We start from the raw sequence: 16,356 nt of genomic DNA on the forward strand, positions 1-16,356 counted from the left end.
CCGGCAAATCGGGTTAATATGACGTTTACGTAAACGTCAATCAAAACGGTTGACGTGGGGTCGCGCCTGTTGCACCCTGCCTGCCCACCCACCGGAGACGCCATGCCCAGCCCGAGCGATGCCCCGTTGCCCTTTCCAGCCGCCGCGATCCGGGCCACCCGGGGCAGCCGCTGGCAAGACTGGCAGATCGAGCCCCAGACCCCAGGCAAAAACGGCAAGAACGGCCGGCCCAAGGCGCTCGACGCCCTGGACACGGGCGCCAAGCCCTACTCGGGGGGCAACAAGGCCACCGACCGGGCCGCGCTCGATGTGCTCACGCAGGAACTCGACGTGCTGCAGAACCTGTTTTTCGCCGACGGCCGCTACAAGCTGCTGCTGGTCCTGCAGGGCACGGACACCTCCGGCAAGGACGGCACCGTGCGCGGCGTGTTCGAACGCACCAGCCCGCTGGGCGTGCACACCGTGGGCTGGAAAGCGCCCACCGAAGCCGAACGCGATCACGACTACCTCTGGCGCATCCACCAGAAGGTGCCCGGCGCGGGCGAGATCATGGTGTTCAACCGCAGCCACTACGAAGACGTGCTGGTGCCGGTGGTCAACGGATGGATCACGCCCGAACAGACCCGCCAGCGCTACCGCCAGATCAACGATTTCGAGCGCCTGCTGGCCGAGACCGGCACCGTGATCCTCAAGTGCATGCTGCACATCGGTTTTGAAGAGCAGCGCCAGCGCCTGCAGGACCGGGTGGACGACCCCACCAAACACTGGAAATTCAGCCTGGGCGACCTGGAGGTGCGCAAGCAGTGGGGCGACTACCAGCAGGCCTACGAATCGCTGCTGCACGAGACCAGCACACCCTGGGCGCCCTGGACGGTGGTGCCGGCCGACTCCAAGACCCACCGCAACCTGATGATCGCGACCCTGGTGCGCGACACCCTCAAAGCGCTGGACCTGCGCTACCCCCCCGAAGATCCGGCCCTGGCCGGACTGCGCATCCAGTAGGCCTTCATTCCCCCCAAATACAAGAGACAAGCCATGACCCAACTCAGCGCCGACTACCAGGCCCTGGCCAACTACCGCCCCACGAACAAGGTGCGCTTCGTCACCGCCGCGAGCCTGTTCGACGGGCACGACGCGGCCATCAACATCATGCGCCGCATCCTGCAGGGCATGGGCGCCGAAGTGATCCACCTGGGGCACAACCGCTCGGTGGACGAGGTGGTCACCGCCGCGCTGCAGGAAGACGCCCAGGGCATCGCCATCAGCTCCTACCAGGGCGGCCACGTGGAGTACTTCAAGTACATGGTGGACCTGCTCAAGAGCCGCGGCGGCGAACACATCCAGGTGTTCGGCGGCGGCGGCGGCGTGATCGTGCCGAGCGAAATCCGGGAGCTGCAGGACTATGGCGTGGCGCGCATCTACAGCCCCGAGGATGGCCAGCGCATGGGCCTGGCCGGCATGATCGGCGAGATGGTGATGCGCTGCGACCGGGACCTCACGCCCTACGCGCCCACCACGCTCGGCGCCATCCAGGGTCACGGCGAAATGCACTGGCGCGCGCTGGCACAGCTGATCACGGCGCTGGAGAACCGGCCAGCGGCGGACAAAGGCAAGCCGGCACCGCAGGCCAACGGCCCCCTCGACCCGGCGCTGGTCGAGGCCATCCGCACCGAGGCTACCCGCAAAAAGGTGCCGGTGCTCGGCATCACCGGCACCGGCGGCGCGGGCAAGTCCAGCCTGACCGACGAACTGATCCGCCGCCTGCGGCTGGACCAGGAAGACCGCCTGCGCGTGGCCCTCATCAGCATCGACCCCTCGCGCCGCAAGAGCGGTGGCGCTCTGCTGGGCGACCGCATCCGCATGAACGCGATCTCTCCCTGGGCCACCACGCCGGGCGCTTCGCGCGCCGCGCTGCCCGATGGCAGCCCGGACAACGGCCAGCGCGTGTTCATGCGTTCGCTGGCCACGCGCGATTTCGGCAGCGAGATCAGCGCGGCCCTGCCCGACGCGGTGGCCGCCTGCAAGGTGGCCGGCTTCGACCTGATCATCGTCGAGACCTCCGGCATCGGCCAGGGCGACGCGGCCATCGTGCCGCACGTGGACATTCCGATGTACGTGATGACCCCCGAGTTCGGCGCCGCCAGCCAGCTCGAAAAGATCGACATGCTCGACTTCGCCGAGTTCGTGGCCATCAACAAGTTCGACCGCAAGGGCGCCAGCGACGCGCTGCGCGACGTGGCCAAGCAAGTGCAACGCAACCGCGAGGCCTGGACCACCCCGGCCGAGCAGATGCCGGTGTTCGGCACCATGGCCGCGCGCTTCAACGACGACGGCGTGACCGCGCTCTACCAGGCGCTCAAGACCCGCCTGACGGCGCTGGGCCTGCCGCTGCACGAAGGCCGATTGCCGCAGGTGGCGGTGCGCCACAGCACCAACCAGAGCCCCATCGTGCCGGCCGCGCGCACGCGTTACCTGGCCGAGATCAGCGACACGCTGCGGGGCTACAAGAAGAAGGCGCGCGAACAGGCCAGGCTCGCGCGCGAGATCCAGCAGCTGCGCGAGGCCGCGCGCATGCTCAGCGTGGCCAAGCCCCACCGGCCCAAGGCCGCCGAGGCCGCGATCGACCTGGCCCAGGAACGCGAGCTGCTGCAGGACCCGGCCGCGCGCAAGCTGCTGGCCCAGTGGCCCGACATGCAGAAGGCTTACGCGGGTGACGAATACGTGGTGAAGATCCGCGACAAGGAAATCCGCACCGCGCTCACCACCAAAAGCCTCTCGGGCACCACCATCCGCAAGGTGGCCCTGCCGCGGTACGAGGACCACGGCGAGATCCTCCAATGGCTGATGCTGGACAACGTGCCCGGCAGCTACCCCTACACCGCGGGCACCTTCGCCTTCAAGCGCGAGGGCGAGGACCCGACCCGCATGTTCGCGGGCGAAGGCGACGCCTTCCGCACCAACCGCCGCTTCAAGCTGCTCTCCGAGGGCACGCCGGCCAAGCGCCTGTCCACCGCCTTCGACTCGGTCACGCTCTACGGCGCCGACCCGGCCCCGCGGCCCGACATCTACGGCAAGGTGGGCAATTCGGGCGTATCCATCGCCACGCTGGACGACATGAAGGTGCTCTACGGCGGCTTCGACCTGTGCCACCCGGCCACCTCGGTCTCCATGACCATCAACGGCCCGGCGCCGAGCATCCTGGCGATGTTCATGAACACCGCGATCGACCAGAACATCGAGAAGTTCAAGGCCGACAACGGCCGCGAGCCGACCGACACCGAAGCGCAGAAGATCCGCGAGTGGGTGCTGGCCAACGTGCGCGGCACGGTGCAGGCCGACATATTGAAAGAAGACCAGGGGCAGAACACCTGCATCTTCTCGACCGAGTTCTCATTGAAGGTCATGGGCGACATCGCCGAGTACTTCGTGCACCACGACGTGCGCAACTTCTACTCGGTGTCGATCTCGGGCTATCACATCGCCGAAGCTGGAGCGAACCCGATCAGCCAGTTGGCTTTCACGCTGAGCAACGGCTTCACCTTCGTCGAAGCCTATCTCGCGAGGGGCATGCACATCGACGACTTCGCGCCCAACCTGAGCTTCTTCTTCAGCAACGGCATGGACCCGGAGTACACCGTGCTGGGCCGCGTGGCGCGCCGCATCTGGGCCGTGGCCATGAAAGAGAAGTACGGCGCCAACGAGCGCAGCCAGAAGCTCAAGTACCACGTGCAGACCTCGGGCAGATCGCTGCACGCGCAGGAGATCCAGTTCAACGACATCCGCACCACGCTGCAGGCGCTGATCGCGATCTACGACAACTGCAACTCGCTGCACACCAACGCGTTCGACGAAGCCATCACCACGCCCACCGAAGACTCGGTACGCCGCGCGATGGCGATCCAGCTGATCATCAACCGCGAATGGGGTCTGGCGAAGAACGAGAACCCGAACCAGGGCAGCTTCATCATCGAGCAGCTCACCGAGCTGGTGGAGGAAGCCGTGCTGGCCGAGTTCGAAAAGATCGCCGAGCGCGGCGGCGTGCTGGGGGCGATGGAAACCGGTTACCAGCGCGGCAAGATCCAGGACGAGAGCATGCACTACGAGATGCTCAAGCACACCGGCGAATACCCCATCATCGGCGTCAACACCTTCCGCAACCCGCACGGCGACGCGGTGATGGACAAGCTGGAACTCGCGCGCTCCACCGACGAAGAAAAGCAGAGCCAGCTCCAGCGCCTGGCCGACTTCCACGCCCGCCACGCGGCCGAAGCACCGGCCATGCTGCAGCGCCTGCAGCAGGCGGTGATCGAAAACCGGAACGTGTTCGAGGTGTTGATGGACGCGGTGCGCTGCTGCTCGCTCGGCCAGATAACCCGCGCGCTGTTCGCCGTGGGCGGGCAGTACCGGCGCAATATGTGAAGCCGCGCCGCTTTCAGCGGCTTGCTTGATCGGTATCAAGTGGCCCGCCAGCCGGGTGGATAGCATTATCAATACATGAACATCCATCCATCCCTCCACGCCGCGCTCGGCATGCTGCTCGCTGTGGTCTGCGGCGCGGCGGCCGCCCAGGCCAGCCCTGGTGCCCAGCCCGCCGGCACGATCGAAGAGCGCCTGAACGTCATCCTGCAAGACCCCCAGCAGCTGGAAACCTACGCCCGCATCGGACAGAAGGTGTCGCTGTTCTGCGCCAACTGCCACGGCGATGGGGGCAACAGCGTCAAGAGCGATGTGCCCAACCTGGCCGGCCAGAACCCGACCTACCTGCTGACCCAGGTGCGCCAGTTCGCCGATGGCAGCCGCCGTTTCGAATTCATGGAACGGCTGATCAAGGCGATGTCGGTGGACGAGCGGCTGGGCGTGGCGGTGTACTACGCGCGCCAGCCCGTCAACCCCCAGCCGGTGCGCGATGCGGCGCTGGTGGCTGAGGGCAAGAAGTACTACGACAAGGTCTGCTGGCGCTGCCACGGTGAACAGGGCCGGGGCAGCGAGTCCTTCGCCCGCGTGGCCGGACAACAGACGGCCTACCTGACCCAGACCCTGCAGCACTACCGCAGCGGCACCGGATCGCGCGTCAACCCGCTTATGGCGGCCAACACCCGGCAGATGACGGACGCCGACCTGCGCGCGATCGTGGCCTACGTGTCCTCGATGCGCTGACGCGCACCTCGGCTCGGGCGCCCCCGCGCGTGCGGGGACTGGCCTGTTGGCGGCAGAATAGCGCCATGCAACACCACATCAGCCTCATCGGCGTGCCCACCGACATCGGTGCGGGAGCGCGCGGCGCCTCCATGGGGCCCGAAGCCCTGCGGGTGGCGGGCATCCGCAGCGTGCTGGAGAGCCACGGCCTGGACGTGCTCGACCGGGGCAACCTGAGCGGCCCACCCAACCCCTGGCTGGCCCCCACCGAGGGCTACCGGCACCTGGCCGAGGTGGTCGAGTGGAACCAGACCCTGCACGAGGCCGTGCGGGCGGAACTGGCACAGGCCCGCATGCCCATCGTGCTCGGTGGCGACCACTGCCTGGGTCTGGGCTCGATCAGTGCGGTGGCGCGGCATTGCCGCGAAACCGGCCGCCAACTGCGTGTGCTCTGGCTCGACGCGCACGCCGACTTCAACACCGCCGCGCTCACCCCCAGCGGCAACATCCACGGCATGCCGGTGGCGCTGCTGTGCGGGCATGGCCCGGCGCCGCTCACCGGCATCGGCGGCACCACCCCGGCCATCGGCGCGAGCGCGGTGCGCCAGATCGGCATCCGCAGCGTGGACGCGGGCGAGAAACGCCTGGTCCACGAAGCCGGCCTGGAGGTGTTCGACATGCGCTACATCGACGAGATGGGCATGCGCCACACCATGGAGCAGGCGCTCATGGGTGTGGACGACAACACCCACCTGCACGTGAGTTTCGACGTGGACTTCCTCGACCCCGAGATCGCGCCCGGCGTGGGCACCACCGTGCCCGGCGGCCCGACCTACCGCGAAGCGCAGCTGTGCATGGAGATGATCGCCGACACCGGGCGCCTGGCTTCGCTGGACGTGATGGAGCTCAACCCGGCGCTGGACGTGCGCAACCGCACCGCCGAGCTCGCGGTCGATCTGATCGAAAGCCTGTTCGGCAAATCGACGCTGATGCGCAAGACCGCTCCCCGCGCCTGACGGCGCAGCGGCGACCACCATGACCCTGCAACTGCTGCTGGCCTACAGCCTCATCACCTGGCTCACCGCCGCCACCCCGGGGCCGGCCGTGCTGCTGGCGCTGCGCAACGGTGCCACGCGCGGCTTTCGCGCCGGGCTGTACTCCACTTTGGGCAACCAGATCGGGCTTTTGCTGCTGGCCGGCGCCTCCATCCTCGGCCTGGGCGTGATCCTGCACACCTCGGCCTGGCTGTTCACGCTGGTGAAGTGGGTGGGCGCGGCCTACCTCGTGTACCTGGGCGTGCGCATGCTGCGCTCGCGCGACGGGCTGGATCTGGGCAGCGCGGCCCAGGGCGACGCGCCGCCGGCGGGCGACGCGCAGATGTTCCGCCTGGGCCTGTGGGTCTCGCTCACCAACCCCAAGGCCATCCTGTTCTTTGGCGCACTGTTCCCACAGTTCGTGCAGCCCGAACAGCCCCTGCTGCCCCAGTTCGCCACGCTGGTGTCGCTCAGCATGTGCGCCTCGGTGTCGTGCCTGCTCACCTACGTGTGGCTGGCCAGCCATGCCCGGCGCTGGCTGCAACGGCCGCGCGCCGCGCGGTGGATCAACCGCGTGGCCGGCAGCGTGTTCATCGGTTTCGGCGTCGTGCTGGCCGGATTGCGAAGGTAATCCCCCCTGGGGGGTGACGCCTGCGGCCTGGCAAAGCCAGCTCCGCGGCATTCCGGGCTCAGACACGCTCGCCGGAAATGCCCCGCCGCCCTAGCTTTTGCTGACCAGCTCCAGGTGCTCGACCACGGGCGACTGGACGAAAAATGGGCCGACGATGGCGCGCCATTCGGCGAACGCAGGCGACTGGCGGAAGCCCACCATGTGGTCTTCCAGCGTGTCCCAGTAGATGGTGAGGATGTAGCGCCCCGGGCTCTCGATGCTGCGGTTGACCTTGTAACCCTGGAAGCCCTTGGCCAGGGCAATCACGGTGCTGGCGGCGCGGGTGATGGCGGCTTCAAAGTCGGTGGCCCGGGCAGGGTCGATGCGGATGTCGGCGTGTTCAAGAATCATCTGGAGGCTCCCCCTGCGCCGCTTCGCGTCACCCCCCAGGGGGCGATGCCTGTGGCCCGGCAAAGCCGGTCCACGGCATCCTCGGTTCAGGCACGCGCGCCGGGAAAGAGGTTTGAAAACATGGGAGGGTGAGCGTAACCCAGAACACCGCAGGGCCGGCTTTGCCGGACTGCAGGTGTTGCCCCCTCAGGGAGGTGACGCGAAGCTGCGCTGAGGGTGCTCCTCTCTGATCATGTCCACCGCCTTCTCGGCCATCATGATCACCGGCGCGTTCGTGTTGCCGCCCACCACGCTGGGCATGACAGAGGCGTCCACCACCCGCAGTCCCGCCACGCCGTGCACCCGCAGGCGCGCGTCCACCACCGCCCCGGCGTCCGGGCCCATGCGGCAGGTGCCCACCGGGTGGTAGATGGTGTCGGCGTGGTTGCGGATGAACTGCTCAATCTGCGCATCGCTCTGGGCCTGGGCGGAAGCGCGAGACTCGACGCCGCCGTGGCGCGCGAGCGCGGGTTGCTGCAGCAACTCGCGCATGCGCTTGAAGCCGCGCACCAGGCGCGCCGTGTCGTCCGCGTCCTGCAGAAAGGCCGGGTCGATCAGCGGCGCCACCTGCGGGTCGGCGCTGGCCAGGCGCAGCGTGCCGCGGCTCCTGGGGCGCAGCAGGCAGACGTGGCAGGAATACCCGTGGCCCAGCACCGTCTTGCGGCCATGGTCCACCAGCTTGCCCACCACGAAGTGCAGCTGCAGGTCGGGGATCGCCTCCTCGGGACGGCTCTTGATGAAACCGCCGGCTTCGGCGAAGTTGGTGGTGAGTGGGCCACTGCGCTGGCGCCGCCACTCAAAGAGGCCCTTGACCATCTTCACCACGCCCGGCCAGGACAGACCGAACAGGTCGGTGACCTTGGGCGCGTTGACCACCATCACCACGTCCACGTGGTCGTGCAGGTTGGCACCCACGCCCGGCAGGTCGTGCACCACGCCGATGCCGTGTTCACGCAGGTGATCCGCCGGGCCGATGCCCGAGAGCATGAGCAGCTGGGGGGAACCGAAAGCGCCGGCGCTCAGCACCACTTCGCCGCCGGGTTTCAGGCGCAGGCTCTGCAAGGCGCCGCGCCCGGCATCGGGCCGGTACTCGATACCCACGGCACAGGGCCGGCCGTCCACCACCTCGGTGAGCACCCGCGTGGTCAGCGCGTCGGTGATCACGTTCAGGTTCGGGCGGTTCCGGTGCGGCGTCAGGTAGGCCTTGGCGGCGCTGAAACGTTCGCCGTTCTTGTGCGTCACCTGGTAGGGGCCGATGCCCTCCTGCTCGGGGCCGTTGAAATCGGTGTTGAGCCGGTGGCCCGCCTGCTGGCCGGCTTCGATGAAGGCGGGCAGAAACGGATTGGGCGAACGCAGGTCCATCACGTTGAGCGGCCCGCCCTGGCCATGCCAGGCGTCGGCGCCGCGCTCGTTGTGCTCGGCGCGCTTGAAGTACGGCAGCACATCGGCGAAAGACCAGCCCGGGTTGCCTTCGGCGGCCCAGGCGTCGTAGTCCTGCGCGTGGCCGCGCGCGTAGATCATGGCGTTGATGGAGCTGGAGCCGCCCAGCACCTTGCCTCGGGGCTGGTAACCGCGCCGGCCGTTGAGGCCCGGTTGTGGCACGGAGGCATAGCCCCAGCCGTTGAGTTCGTACTTGGCCATCACGGCCAGCCCGGCCGGGCAGTGGATGAGCACGCTCTTGTCGGCGGGGCCGGCTTCGAGCAGGGCCACGCGGACCTGTGGGTCTTCGCTCAGGCGCGAGGCCAGCACACAGCCGGCGGAACCGCCGCCCACGATGAGGTAGTCGTACATGTTGTTGGGTCTCCTGGGGCTGGTGCGGAAACGGCGGGTCACACGGACCGCCGCGCCCAGCGACTGGCGGCAAGGTAGCACAGGGCCCGGGCACGCGGGTAGGCGTGCCAGCCTAGAGATGATGGCGTTCATGACGCCTGCGGGACCGACGCGCCCCAGGAACCGGGCGGCGAAGGACCGACAATGGCTTTTTTCGCCATTTCAGGAGTGAACACCACATGAGCAGCATTCAAACCGTGGGCATCATCGGCTCGGGCACCATGGGCAACGGCATCGCCCAGGCTTGCGCCGTCAGCGGCATCCGCGTGGTCATGGTCGACATCGCGCAGGCCGCGGTCGACAAGGGCCTGGCCACCATCGCCGGCAGCCTGGACCGCCTGATCAAGAAGGACAAGATGACCGCCGCCGACAAGGACGCGGCGCTCGCGCTCATCCAGGGCTCGACGAACTACGACGACCTCAAGGGCGCGCAACTGGTGATCGAGGCCGCGACCGAAAACGAAGGCCTCAAGGTCAAGATCCTGCAGCAGCTCGACGGCCTGCTGGCACCCGAGGTGATCGTGGCCACCAACACCAGCTCGATCAGTATCACCAAGCTGGCCGCCGCCACGCAGCGCCCCGACCGCTTCATCGGCATGCACTTCTTCAACCCCGTGCCCATGATGGCGCTGGTGGAAATCATCCGCGGCCTGCAGACCAGCGACGCCACGCACGACGCCGTCAAGGCGCTGGCCGAGGCGCTGGGCAAGTCGCCCATCACGGTGAAGAACGCGCCCGGTTTCGTGGTCAACCGCATCCTGGTGCCCATGATCAACGAGGCCTTCTTCGTGCTCGCCGAAGGCCTGGCCACGCCGGAAGACATCGACGCCGGCATGAAGCTGGGCTGCAACCAGCCCATCGGCCCGCTGGCCCTGGCCGACATGATCGGGCTGGACGTGTGCCTGGCGGTGATGAACGTCTACATGGCCGAGTTCAACGACAGCAAGTACCGCCCGGCGCCGCTGCTGAAGGAAATGGTGGCCGCGGGCTGGCTGGGCCGCAAGACCGGGCGGGGCGTGTACACGTATTGACCCCCCGCGCCGCCTGCGGCGTCACCCCCCAGGGGGCGATGCCTGCGGCCCGGCGAAGCTGGTTCCGCGGCATCCTGGGTTCGGGCACGTGCGCCAGAGGCTTGGTTGTCAGGCAGGGGCTCCGTAGGTTCGGCTGTCGGGCAGGTGCGCCGGAGGCCTGGTTTGCGTTTTGCAGCTCATCGGAAGCCCGCTTCGGCGGGCTTTTTGTTTGCGCCAAATCAAGTGGCGGCAGCGTGGCGTTTTCATAATGGAACCACCTTTTTTGGGGAGTTCCACATGTGCGCCGCCTCCACGTCCGCCGTCTTCGCCGCCACCGCCGTCTTCGAGTTCCTCGACAGCACACACCGGGAAATCCAGCAGCAGCTGCGGCAGTTGCACCAGCTGGTGGACGCGATCGAGAGCGGGGGCCTGAACCAGGCCACCCGCGAGAAGGCGCGCCGGGTGCTGACCTACTTCAACGGCGAGGCCCGGCAGCACCACCTGGACGAGGAAAAGCACATCTTTCCCTCGCTGCGGACCAGCCCGAACCCCGAGGTGGTGCAAGCCGCCGAGCACCTGACGCAGGACCACGGCTGGCTGGAGGAAAACTGGCTGCAGATCGCGCCCTCGCTGGAGGCCGCCGCCAACGGCAACCTCTGGTTCGACACCCAGGAGCTGCGCCATGCGCTCGACGTGTTCGAGGCCCTGTACCTCGACCACATCGTGCTGGAGGAGGCCATCGCCTACCCGGAAGCCAAAAAACGGCTGGCCGCTTACGACACCGCGGGCATGGGCCGCGAAATGGCGCGTCGCCGCACGCTGCTGCGCCCCGAGGTGCTGGCCAGGGCATGAGGCCCCGCCCGTCCGTTCCGAAGCAGCCGGCTCAGCAACCGCCCCTTGGCACCGGCGGGCCACCGGCATGTCCCCGGGGCTCCACGGCCACCATTCGCCGCGTAAGATGGCCCCAGGCCCGGGGCGCCCGGGCCGTGTTGAGACGGGATGTTTGACCCATGAGCGCGTTCGACTTTGACCTTTTCGTGATCGGCGGTGGCAGTGGTGGCGTGCGCGCCGCGCGTATGGCCGCGCAGCGCGGTGCCCGTGTGGCCCTGGCCGAGACCCTGGGCACCGACGGCCTGGGCGGCACCTGCGTGAACGTGGGCTGCATCCCGAAGAAGCTCTACAGCTACGCCGCGCACTACGCCGACGCTTTCCACGAGTCCCTGGGCTTCGGCTGGGAATTCGGCGCCCTCGACCCGAGCGGCAAGCCCGCCCTGCCGACGCTGAACTGGGCCACGCTCAAGGCCAACCGAGCGCAGGAAATCGGCCGCCTCAACGGCGTCTACAGCAATCTGCTGCGCGGCGCGGGCGTCACGGTGTTCGACGGCTTTGCGCGCGTGCAGGGCGAACACGGCGTGGGCCTGGCCACGATCAACGCCGACGGCAGCCCCGGCCACCAGAATTTCACCGCCAAGAACATCCTGATCGCCACCGGCGGCACGCCCCACGTGCCGCACTTCGTGGGTCGCGAACACGTCATCACCTCCAACGACATCTTCGACCTGGAGCCGTTCCCGCAGCGCCTGCTGGTGGTGGGCGGGGGCTACATCGCCTGCGAGTTCGCCTCCATCTTCAACGGCCTGGGCTCGCACGTGACCCAGCTCTACCGGGGCGAGCAGGTGCTGCGCGGTTTTGACGACGAGATCCGCCATTTCGTCGCGGCCGAAATGCTCAAATCCGGCGTGGACCTGCGCCTGAACGCCGGTGTGGTGGACATCCACCGCACGGCCGACGGCCTGCGCGTGGAACTCGAGGGTGGCGGCGAGGTGCTGGCCGACGCCGTGCTCTACGCCACCGGCCGCGTGCCCAACGTGGCAGGGCTGGGGCTGGAGACTGTGGGTCTGGCCCAGGGCGCGCAAGGCGAGATCGTGGTCGATGCGCACTACCGGACCAACGTGCCCTCGATCTACGCCGTGGGCGACGTGACCAACCGGATGCAGCTTACGCCGGTGGCGCTGGGCGAGGCCATGGTGGTGGTGGACCAGGTGCTCGGCCCGGTGGCCGGCAAGCCCGCGCGCGAGATGAGCTACGAGTTCGTCCCCACCGCCGTCTTCACCCACCCCAACATCGGCACCGTGGGCTACACCGAGGCCGCCGCGCGCGAGACATTCGGCCAGATCACGGTGTTCCGCAGCGAGTTCAAGGCGCTCAGGCACACGCTCTCCGGCAGTACCGAGCGCACGCTCATGAAGCTGGTGGTGGACAGTGCGAACGACCGCGTGGTGGGTCTGCACATGGTGGGCGCGGAGGCCGGCGAGATCGTGCAAGGCTTTGCCGTGGCCATGAAGGCCGGTGCCACCAAGGCCGTGTTCGACAGCACCATCGGCATCCACCCCACGGCGGCAGAAGAGTTCGTGACCATGCGCGAGCCCGTGAAGAACTGACCCCCACGCTCCACCGCTGCGCGGGTCGCTGCCCCCGAGGGGGCCGCTTCGCCTTGGGGCGGCCCGGCGGCGAATCTGCTGACCCCCACGCTCCACCGCTGCGCGGGTCGCTGACCCCCGAGGGGGCCGCGTAGCCTTCGAATCGCTCACATCCCGTACAGAAAGGCGATGCCCAGCGCGGTGTGCGCCCACAGCCCCGGTGCCAGCCAGGCCAGGTAGCGCACACCGCCCACCAGGCCCGCGGAGACGCTCTTGCTCAGCGCATGCACCGCCAGCGCCAGCATCACGGCCCGTATCGCGGCGCCGTCGGACGTGGGCAGGGTGGTGGCGAACACCGCCGCCAGCGTCGAATGCAGCTCGACCAGCGCGCCCAACACGGTACCGGCCAGCAGCCCGGCAGGACCCAGCCAGAGGCTGAGCCCGTGCACCATCGCCTGAACACCCGAGAGCAGCGCGGCCACCGCGGCCGCCCCCTTCAGGCTGAACATTCGCTCTTCATCGTCGGGTCGCGGCGCGCCGTCGGCCGGCGCCGCGGGTTCGGCGGCGCCGGCCGCCTCCGGCGCACCGCGGTGTGGCGATGGTGGCCGTGCTCGATACAAAGCCCGAGGCCAGCGCCGACAGCGTCACCGCGTCACGGGCCTGCAACAGCCGGCGGCTCAGGTGGGCCAGTGCCTGCACCGCCAGCAGCTGGACCAGGGTGTGTGGGTTGAGCACCGGGCCCCACAGCGGCCGGTCGGGCATCCAGGGCAGCGCCATCAGCACCAGCGCGGCCAGCACGATGCCGTCGCGCACCTCGGCCGGGCGCAGCCAGTGGCGCGCGAAGCGGTGCAGACGCTCGCGTCCGGCCAGCAACGCGGTCAACCCGGTGGCCAGCGCGGCCGCCAGTGGCAGGCTCCAGACACACAGCACGCCGATCAGGTAGGTCAGCAGCAGCGCCACCTCGGTGGTCACGCCCGGGTCGTCGCGGCGGTCGCGCCAGTAGGCCACCACCCCCAGCGCCGCCACGAAAACCGCGCCCGCCACCACCAGACCGCTGGTCTGCGTGAGCGCCGCCGCCGCACCGGTGACGCAGACCAGCGCGAAGGTGCGCAGCCCGGCCAGCGCACGACCCGGTCCCTCGCCTTTTCTGCGCTCGCGCTCGATGCCGATCAGAGCCCGCAGCCCAGCGCCGCGGCCAGTGTGGCCGCGGCGCTGGACCACCCGTTGCCATTCAGCAGCGCCGTTGCGGCGGTATCGGTCATCAAGGCTCCGGATCGGTAGGGGCATGGTGCCGGCCCGGCGGACCGACACGGTGCGGCGCCACAATAGCGCCATGCACAAGACACCCGACTTTACCGCCCCGATGTTCTACCGCGACCCGGCCCAGGCGCTGGCCCAGGTGCAGCGCATCTACCAGGACAGCGTGGACTTTCTGCGCCAGACCATGCGCGATTTCGTCTCCGGGGGCGACTTCGCGCACGCCCACGTGCGGGCCTGCTACCCCTACGTCCGGCTGCACACCCACAGCGTCTCGCGCAAGAACAGCGCCCCCCACAGCCCGCCGGTGAACCGGCTGAGCTACGGCTTCGTGGCCGGCCCCGGCCGCTTCGAGACCACGCTCACCCGACCCGACCTGTACGGCGACTACTACCTGGAGCAGTTCCGCCTGCTGCTGGCCAACCACGGCGGCGAGCTGGAGGTGGGCACCAGCGCGCAGCCCATCCCGATCCACTTCTCCTTCGCCGAGCACGACCACGTGGAAGGCAGCATGGGCCCGGAGCGCCGCGCGCTCATGCGCGACGTGTTCGACCTGCCCGACCTGACCGTGATGGACGACGGCATCGCCAACGGCACGCACGAGCCGCGCCCCGGTGAAGCGCACCCGCTCTCGCTGTTCACCGCGCCGCGTGTGGACTACTCGCTGCAGCGCCTGCGCCACTACACCGGCACCGCGCCCGAGTGGTTCCAGAACTTCGTGCTGTTCACCAACTACCAGTTCTACATCGACGAGTTCATCCGCCTGGGCCACGCCGAGATGGCCCGGCCCGACAGCGAGTACATCGCCTTCGTGGAGCCGGGCAACGTGGTGATGCGCCGCGCCGGCCTGCCGGCCGAGCCCAACGACGAACTGGGCACCGCCCCGCCGCGGCTGCCGCAGATGCCGGGCTACCACCTGATCCGCGCCGACCGCAGCGGCATCACCATGGTCAACATCGGTGTCGGCCCGGCCAACGCCAAGACCATCACCGACCACATCGCCGTGCTGCGCCCGCACGCCTGGCTCATGATCGGCCACTGCGCCGGCCTGCGCAGTTCCCAGCAGCTCGGCGACTACGTGCTGGCCCACGCCTACGTGCGCGAAGACCATGTGCTGGACGAAGAACTGCCGCTGTGGGTGCCGATCCCCGCGCTGGCCGAGATCCAGCTCGCGCTCGAAGCCGCCGTGGCCGACGTGACCGGCGTGCCGCCGGCCGAAGTCAAGCGCATCATGCGCACCGGCACCGTGGCCAGCACCGACAACCGCAACTGGGAACTGCTGCCCGACAACAAGCCCCAGCGCCGCTTCTCGCAATCGCGCGCGGTCGCGCTGGACATGGAAAGCGCCACCATCGCCGCCAACGGCTTCCGCTTCCGCGTGCCCTACGGCACCCTGCTGTGCGTGAGCGACAAGCCGCTGCACGGCGAGATCAAGCTGCCCGGCATGGCCAACCACTTCTACCGCGAGCGCGTGGACCAGCACCTGCGCATCGGCATCCGCGCCATCGACCGCCTGCGCGAGGGCGGCCCCGACCAGCTGCACAGCCGCAAGCTGCGCAGCTTTGCCGAGGTGGCGTTCCAGTAACCGTCAACCATGAACCGACTCTCCGAGACCCTTCAACAATCCATCGGCGTCGAACTCTGGCTGGCCTCCGCGCTGGCGCTCCTCCTGCTCACCCTGCTCGTCGGGCAGGCCGTTCGGGTGGCGTTCCTGCAGGCCAATCGCTGGACAGAGCGCACGGCCAATCCCTGGGACGAAGCCCTGCTGGGCGCTGCACGCAGACCCGCGCAACTGCTGATCTGGCTCATCGGCCTGGGCTGGGTGGCGCACGCGCTGAATGCACATTGGCCCGAGCCCACCCTGCTGATGGGCGCGCTGCAATGGCACGACGTCGGCCTCGTGATCAGCGCGGCCTGGTTCCTGTGGAAGCTCATCGGGCTCGTCACCCAGACCAGCATCCGGCGCCGCACCGACAGCGGTGAACCCTTCGACCTCACCACCGCGCTCGCCCTGGGCAAGCTGCTGCGCCTGCTGGTGATCGTGGTCACCGTCATCACCGTGGCCCACACCCTGGGCTTCCAGATCGGCGGCCTGCTCGCGCTCGGCGGCGTGGGCGGCATCGCGGTCGGCCTGGCCGCCAAAGACCTGCTGGCCAACTTCTTCGGCGGCCTCACCATCTACCTCGACCGCCCGTTCAGCGTCGGCGACTGGATCCGCTCGCCCGACAAGAGCATCGAGGGCACGGTCGAGTACATCAGTTGGCGCCACACCCTCACCCGCGCCTGGGTGGACTACCTGGCGCTCAAGCAGGAGCTGCTGCTGGCCATCAGTCGCATCGTGGCCAGCCACGGCGCCGGGATCATCTTTCCCACGCAGACGCTGCGCCTCGAATCGGCCACCGAGTCGACGCCACCCGTGCCTGACCCGACTCAGGCCTGAGCCTGCGGGCGCGCCGAGCCGGACACGGACACGCTTTTCGCCTCGCCTCAGCAGCATGCCTTTGCCGGCATGCTACAAAGCAAAAGCGCCTGTCTGCCACGAAAAATACAATCTTTTTGTGGCGAGATTTCGATCTCGGCCCCAATTCACTTGTTTTTGCCACAAATAA

14 protein-coding genes are annotated in these 16,356 nt (G+C 68.4%); 10 read left to right on the forward strand and 4 right to left on the reverse strand.

Annotation, left to right across the window (positions count from 1 at the left end; translation table 11 throughout):
- Positions 1-102 precede the first annotated feature (102 nt).
- The 5 genes from AC07YZ_RS10840 (at position 103) to AC07YZ_RS10860 (ending at position 6,801) form a co-directional block, all read left to right on the forward strand.
- Entirely contained in the window at positions 103-1,002 is a 900-nt protein-coding gene (locus AC07YZ_RS10840) for a PPK2 family polyphosphate kinase (protein ID WP_226491398.1), read from the forward strand.
- A 33-nt stretch (positions 1,003-1,035) separates the two neighbouring features.
- Positions 1,036-4,419, forward strand: coding sequence for a fused isobutyryl-CoA mutase/GTPase IcmF (gene icmF, locus AC07YZ_RS10845; RefSeq protein WP_494794742.1), 3,384 nt, complete (start codon positions 1,036-1,038; stop codon positions 4,417-4,419).
- Positions 4,420-4,494: 75 nt separating this feature from the next.
- Positions 4,495-5,157, forward strand: a complete 663-nt coding sequence (locus AC07YZ_RS10850; RefSeq protein ID WP_494794743.1) for a c-type cytochrome — start codon at positions 4,495-4,497, stop codon at positions 5,155-5,157.
- A 65-nt stretch (positions 5,158-5,222) separates the two neighbouring features.
- A complete protein-coding gene (gene rocF, locus AC07YZ_RS10855) occupies positions 5,223-6,152 on the forward strand; it encodes an arginase (protein ID WP_226491395.1) in 930 nt (309 codons plus the stop codon).
- Positions 6,153-6,171: 19 nt separating this feature from the next.
- The gene (locus tag AC07YZ_RS10860) at positions 6,172-6,801 is read left to right on the forward strand and encodes a LysE family translocator (protein ID WP_494794744.1); all 630 of its coding nucleotides are present in this window, start codon (positions 6,172-6,174) and stop codon (positions 6,799-6,801) included.
- A 90-nt stretch (positions 6,802-6,891) separates the two neighbouring features.
- On the opposite strand, the gene AC07YZ_RS10865 is transcribed toward AC07YZ_RS10860, so the two are convergent.
- Positions 6,892-7,191 (reverse strand): antibiotic biosynthesis monooxygenase family protein, encoded by a 300-nt coding sequence (locus AC07YZ_RS10865; RefSeq protein WP_226491393.1) that lies wholly within the window; start codon positions 7,189-7,191, stop codon positions 6,892-6,894.
- A gap of 186 nt (positions 7,192-7,377) precedes the next feature.
- The gene (locus AC07YZ_RS10870) at positions 7,378-9,021 is read right to left on the reverse strand and encodes a GMC family oxidoreductase (protein WP_494794745.1); all 1,644 of its coding nucleotides are present in this window, start codon (positions 9,019-9,021) and stop codon (positions 7,378-7,380) included.
- A gap of 218 nt (positions 9,022-9,239) precedes the next feature.
- Between AC07YZ_RS10870 and AC07YZ_RS10875 the strand changes: the two genes are divergently transcribed.
- The 3 genes from AC07YZ_RS10875 to gorA all read left to right on the forward strand — a co-directional run bounded on the left by AC07YZ_RS10875 (position 9,240) and on the right by gorA (position 12,511).
- Positions 9,240-10,091, forward strand: coding sequence for a 3-hydroxybutyryl-CoA dehydrogenase (locus AC07YZ_RS10875; protein ID WP_226491391.1), 852 nt, complete (start codon positions 9,240-9,242; stop codon positions 10,089-10,091).
- A 276-nt stretch (positions 10,092-10,367) separates the two neighbouring features.
- A complete protein-coding gene (locus AC07YZ_RS10880) occupies positions 10,368-10,922 on the forward strand; it encodes a hemerythrin domain-containing protein (RefSeq protein ID WP_494794746.1) in 555 nt (184 codons plus the stop codon).
- Positions 10,923-11,080: 158 nt separating this feature from the next.
- Positions 11,081-12,511 (forward strand): glutathione-disulfide reductase, encoded by a 1,431-nt coding sequence (gene gorA / locus AC07YZ_RS10885; protein ID WP_494794747.1) that lies wholly within the window; start codon positions 11,081-11,083, stop codon positions 12,509-12,511.
- A gap of 146 nt (positions 12,512-12,657) precedes the next feature.
- Here gorA and AC07YZ_RS10890 read toward each other — a convergent pair whose 3' ends face one another.
- Entirely contained in the window at positions 12,658-12,999 is a 342-nt protein-coding gene (locus tag AC07YZ_RS10890; protein ID WP_494794748.1) for a hypothetical protein, read from the reverse strand.
- A gap of 7 nt (positions 13,000-13,006) precedes the next feature.
- The gene (locus AC07YZ_RS10895) at positions 13,007-13,825 is read right to left on the reverse strand and encodes an MgtC/SapB family protein (protein ID WP_494794749.1); all 819 of its coding nucleotides are present in this window, start codon (positions 13,823-13,825) and stop codon (positions 13,007-13,009) included.
- On the opposite strand from AC07YZ_RS10895, the gene AC07YZ_RS10900 reads away from it, so the two are divergent.
- Positions 13,824-15,332 (forward strand): AMP nucleosidase, encoded by a 1,509-nt coding sequence (locus AC07YZ_RS10900; protein ID WP_226491385.1) that lies wholly within the window; start codon positions 13,824-13,826, stop codon positions 15,330-15,332. The two genes, AC07YZ_RS10895 and AC07YZ_RS10900, sit on opposite strands and share 2 nt — an antisense overlap.
- A 9-nt stretch (positions 15,333-15,341) precedes the next feature.
- Positions 15,342-16,187, forward strand: coding sequence for a mechanosensitive ion channel domain-containing protein (locus AC07YZ_RS10905; protein ID WP_494794750.1), 846 nt, complete (start codon positions 15,342-15,344; stop codon positions 16,185-16,187).
- Positions 16,188-16,356 lie beyond the last annotated feature (169 nt).

It is taken from the genome of Hydrogenophaga sp. GW101-3F08, assembly GCF_059424585.1.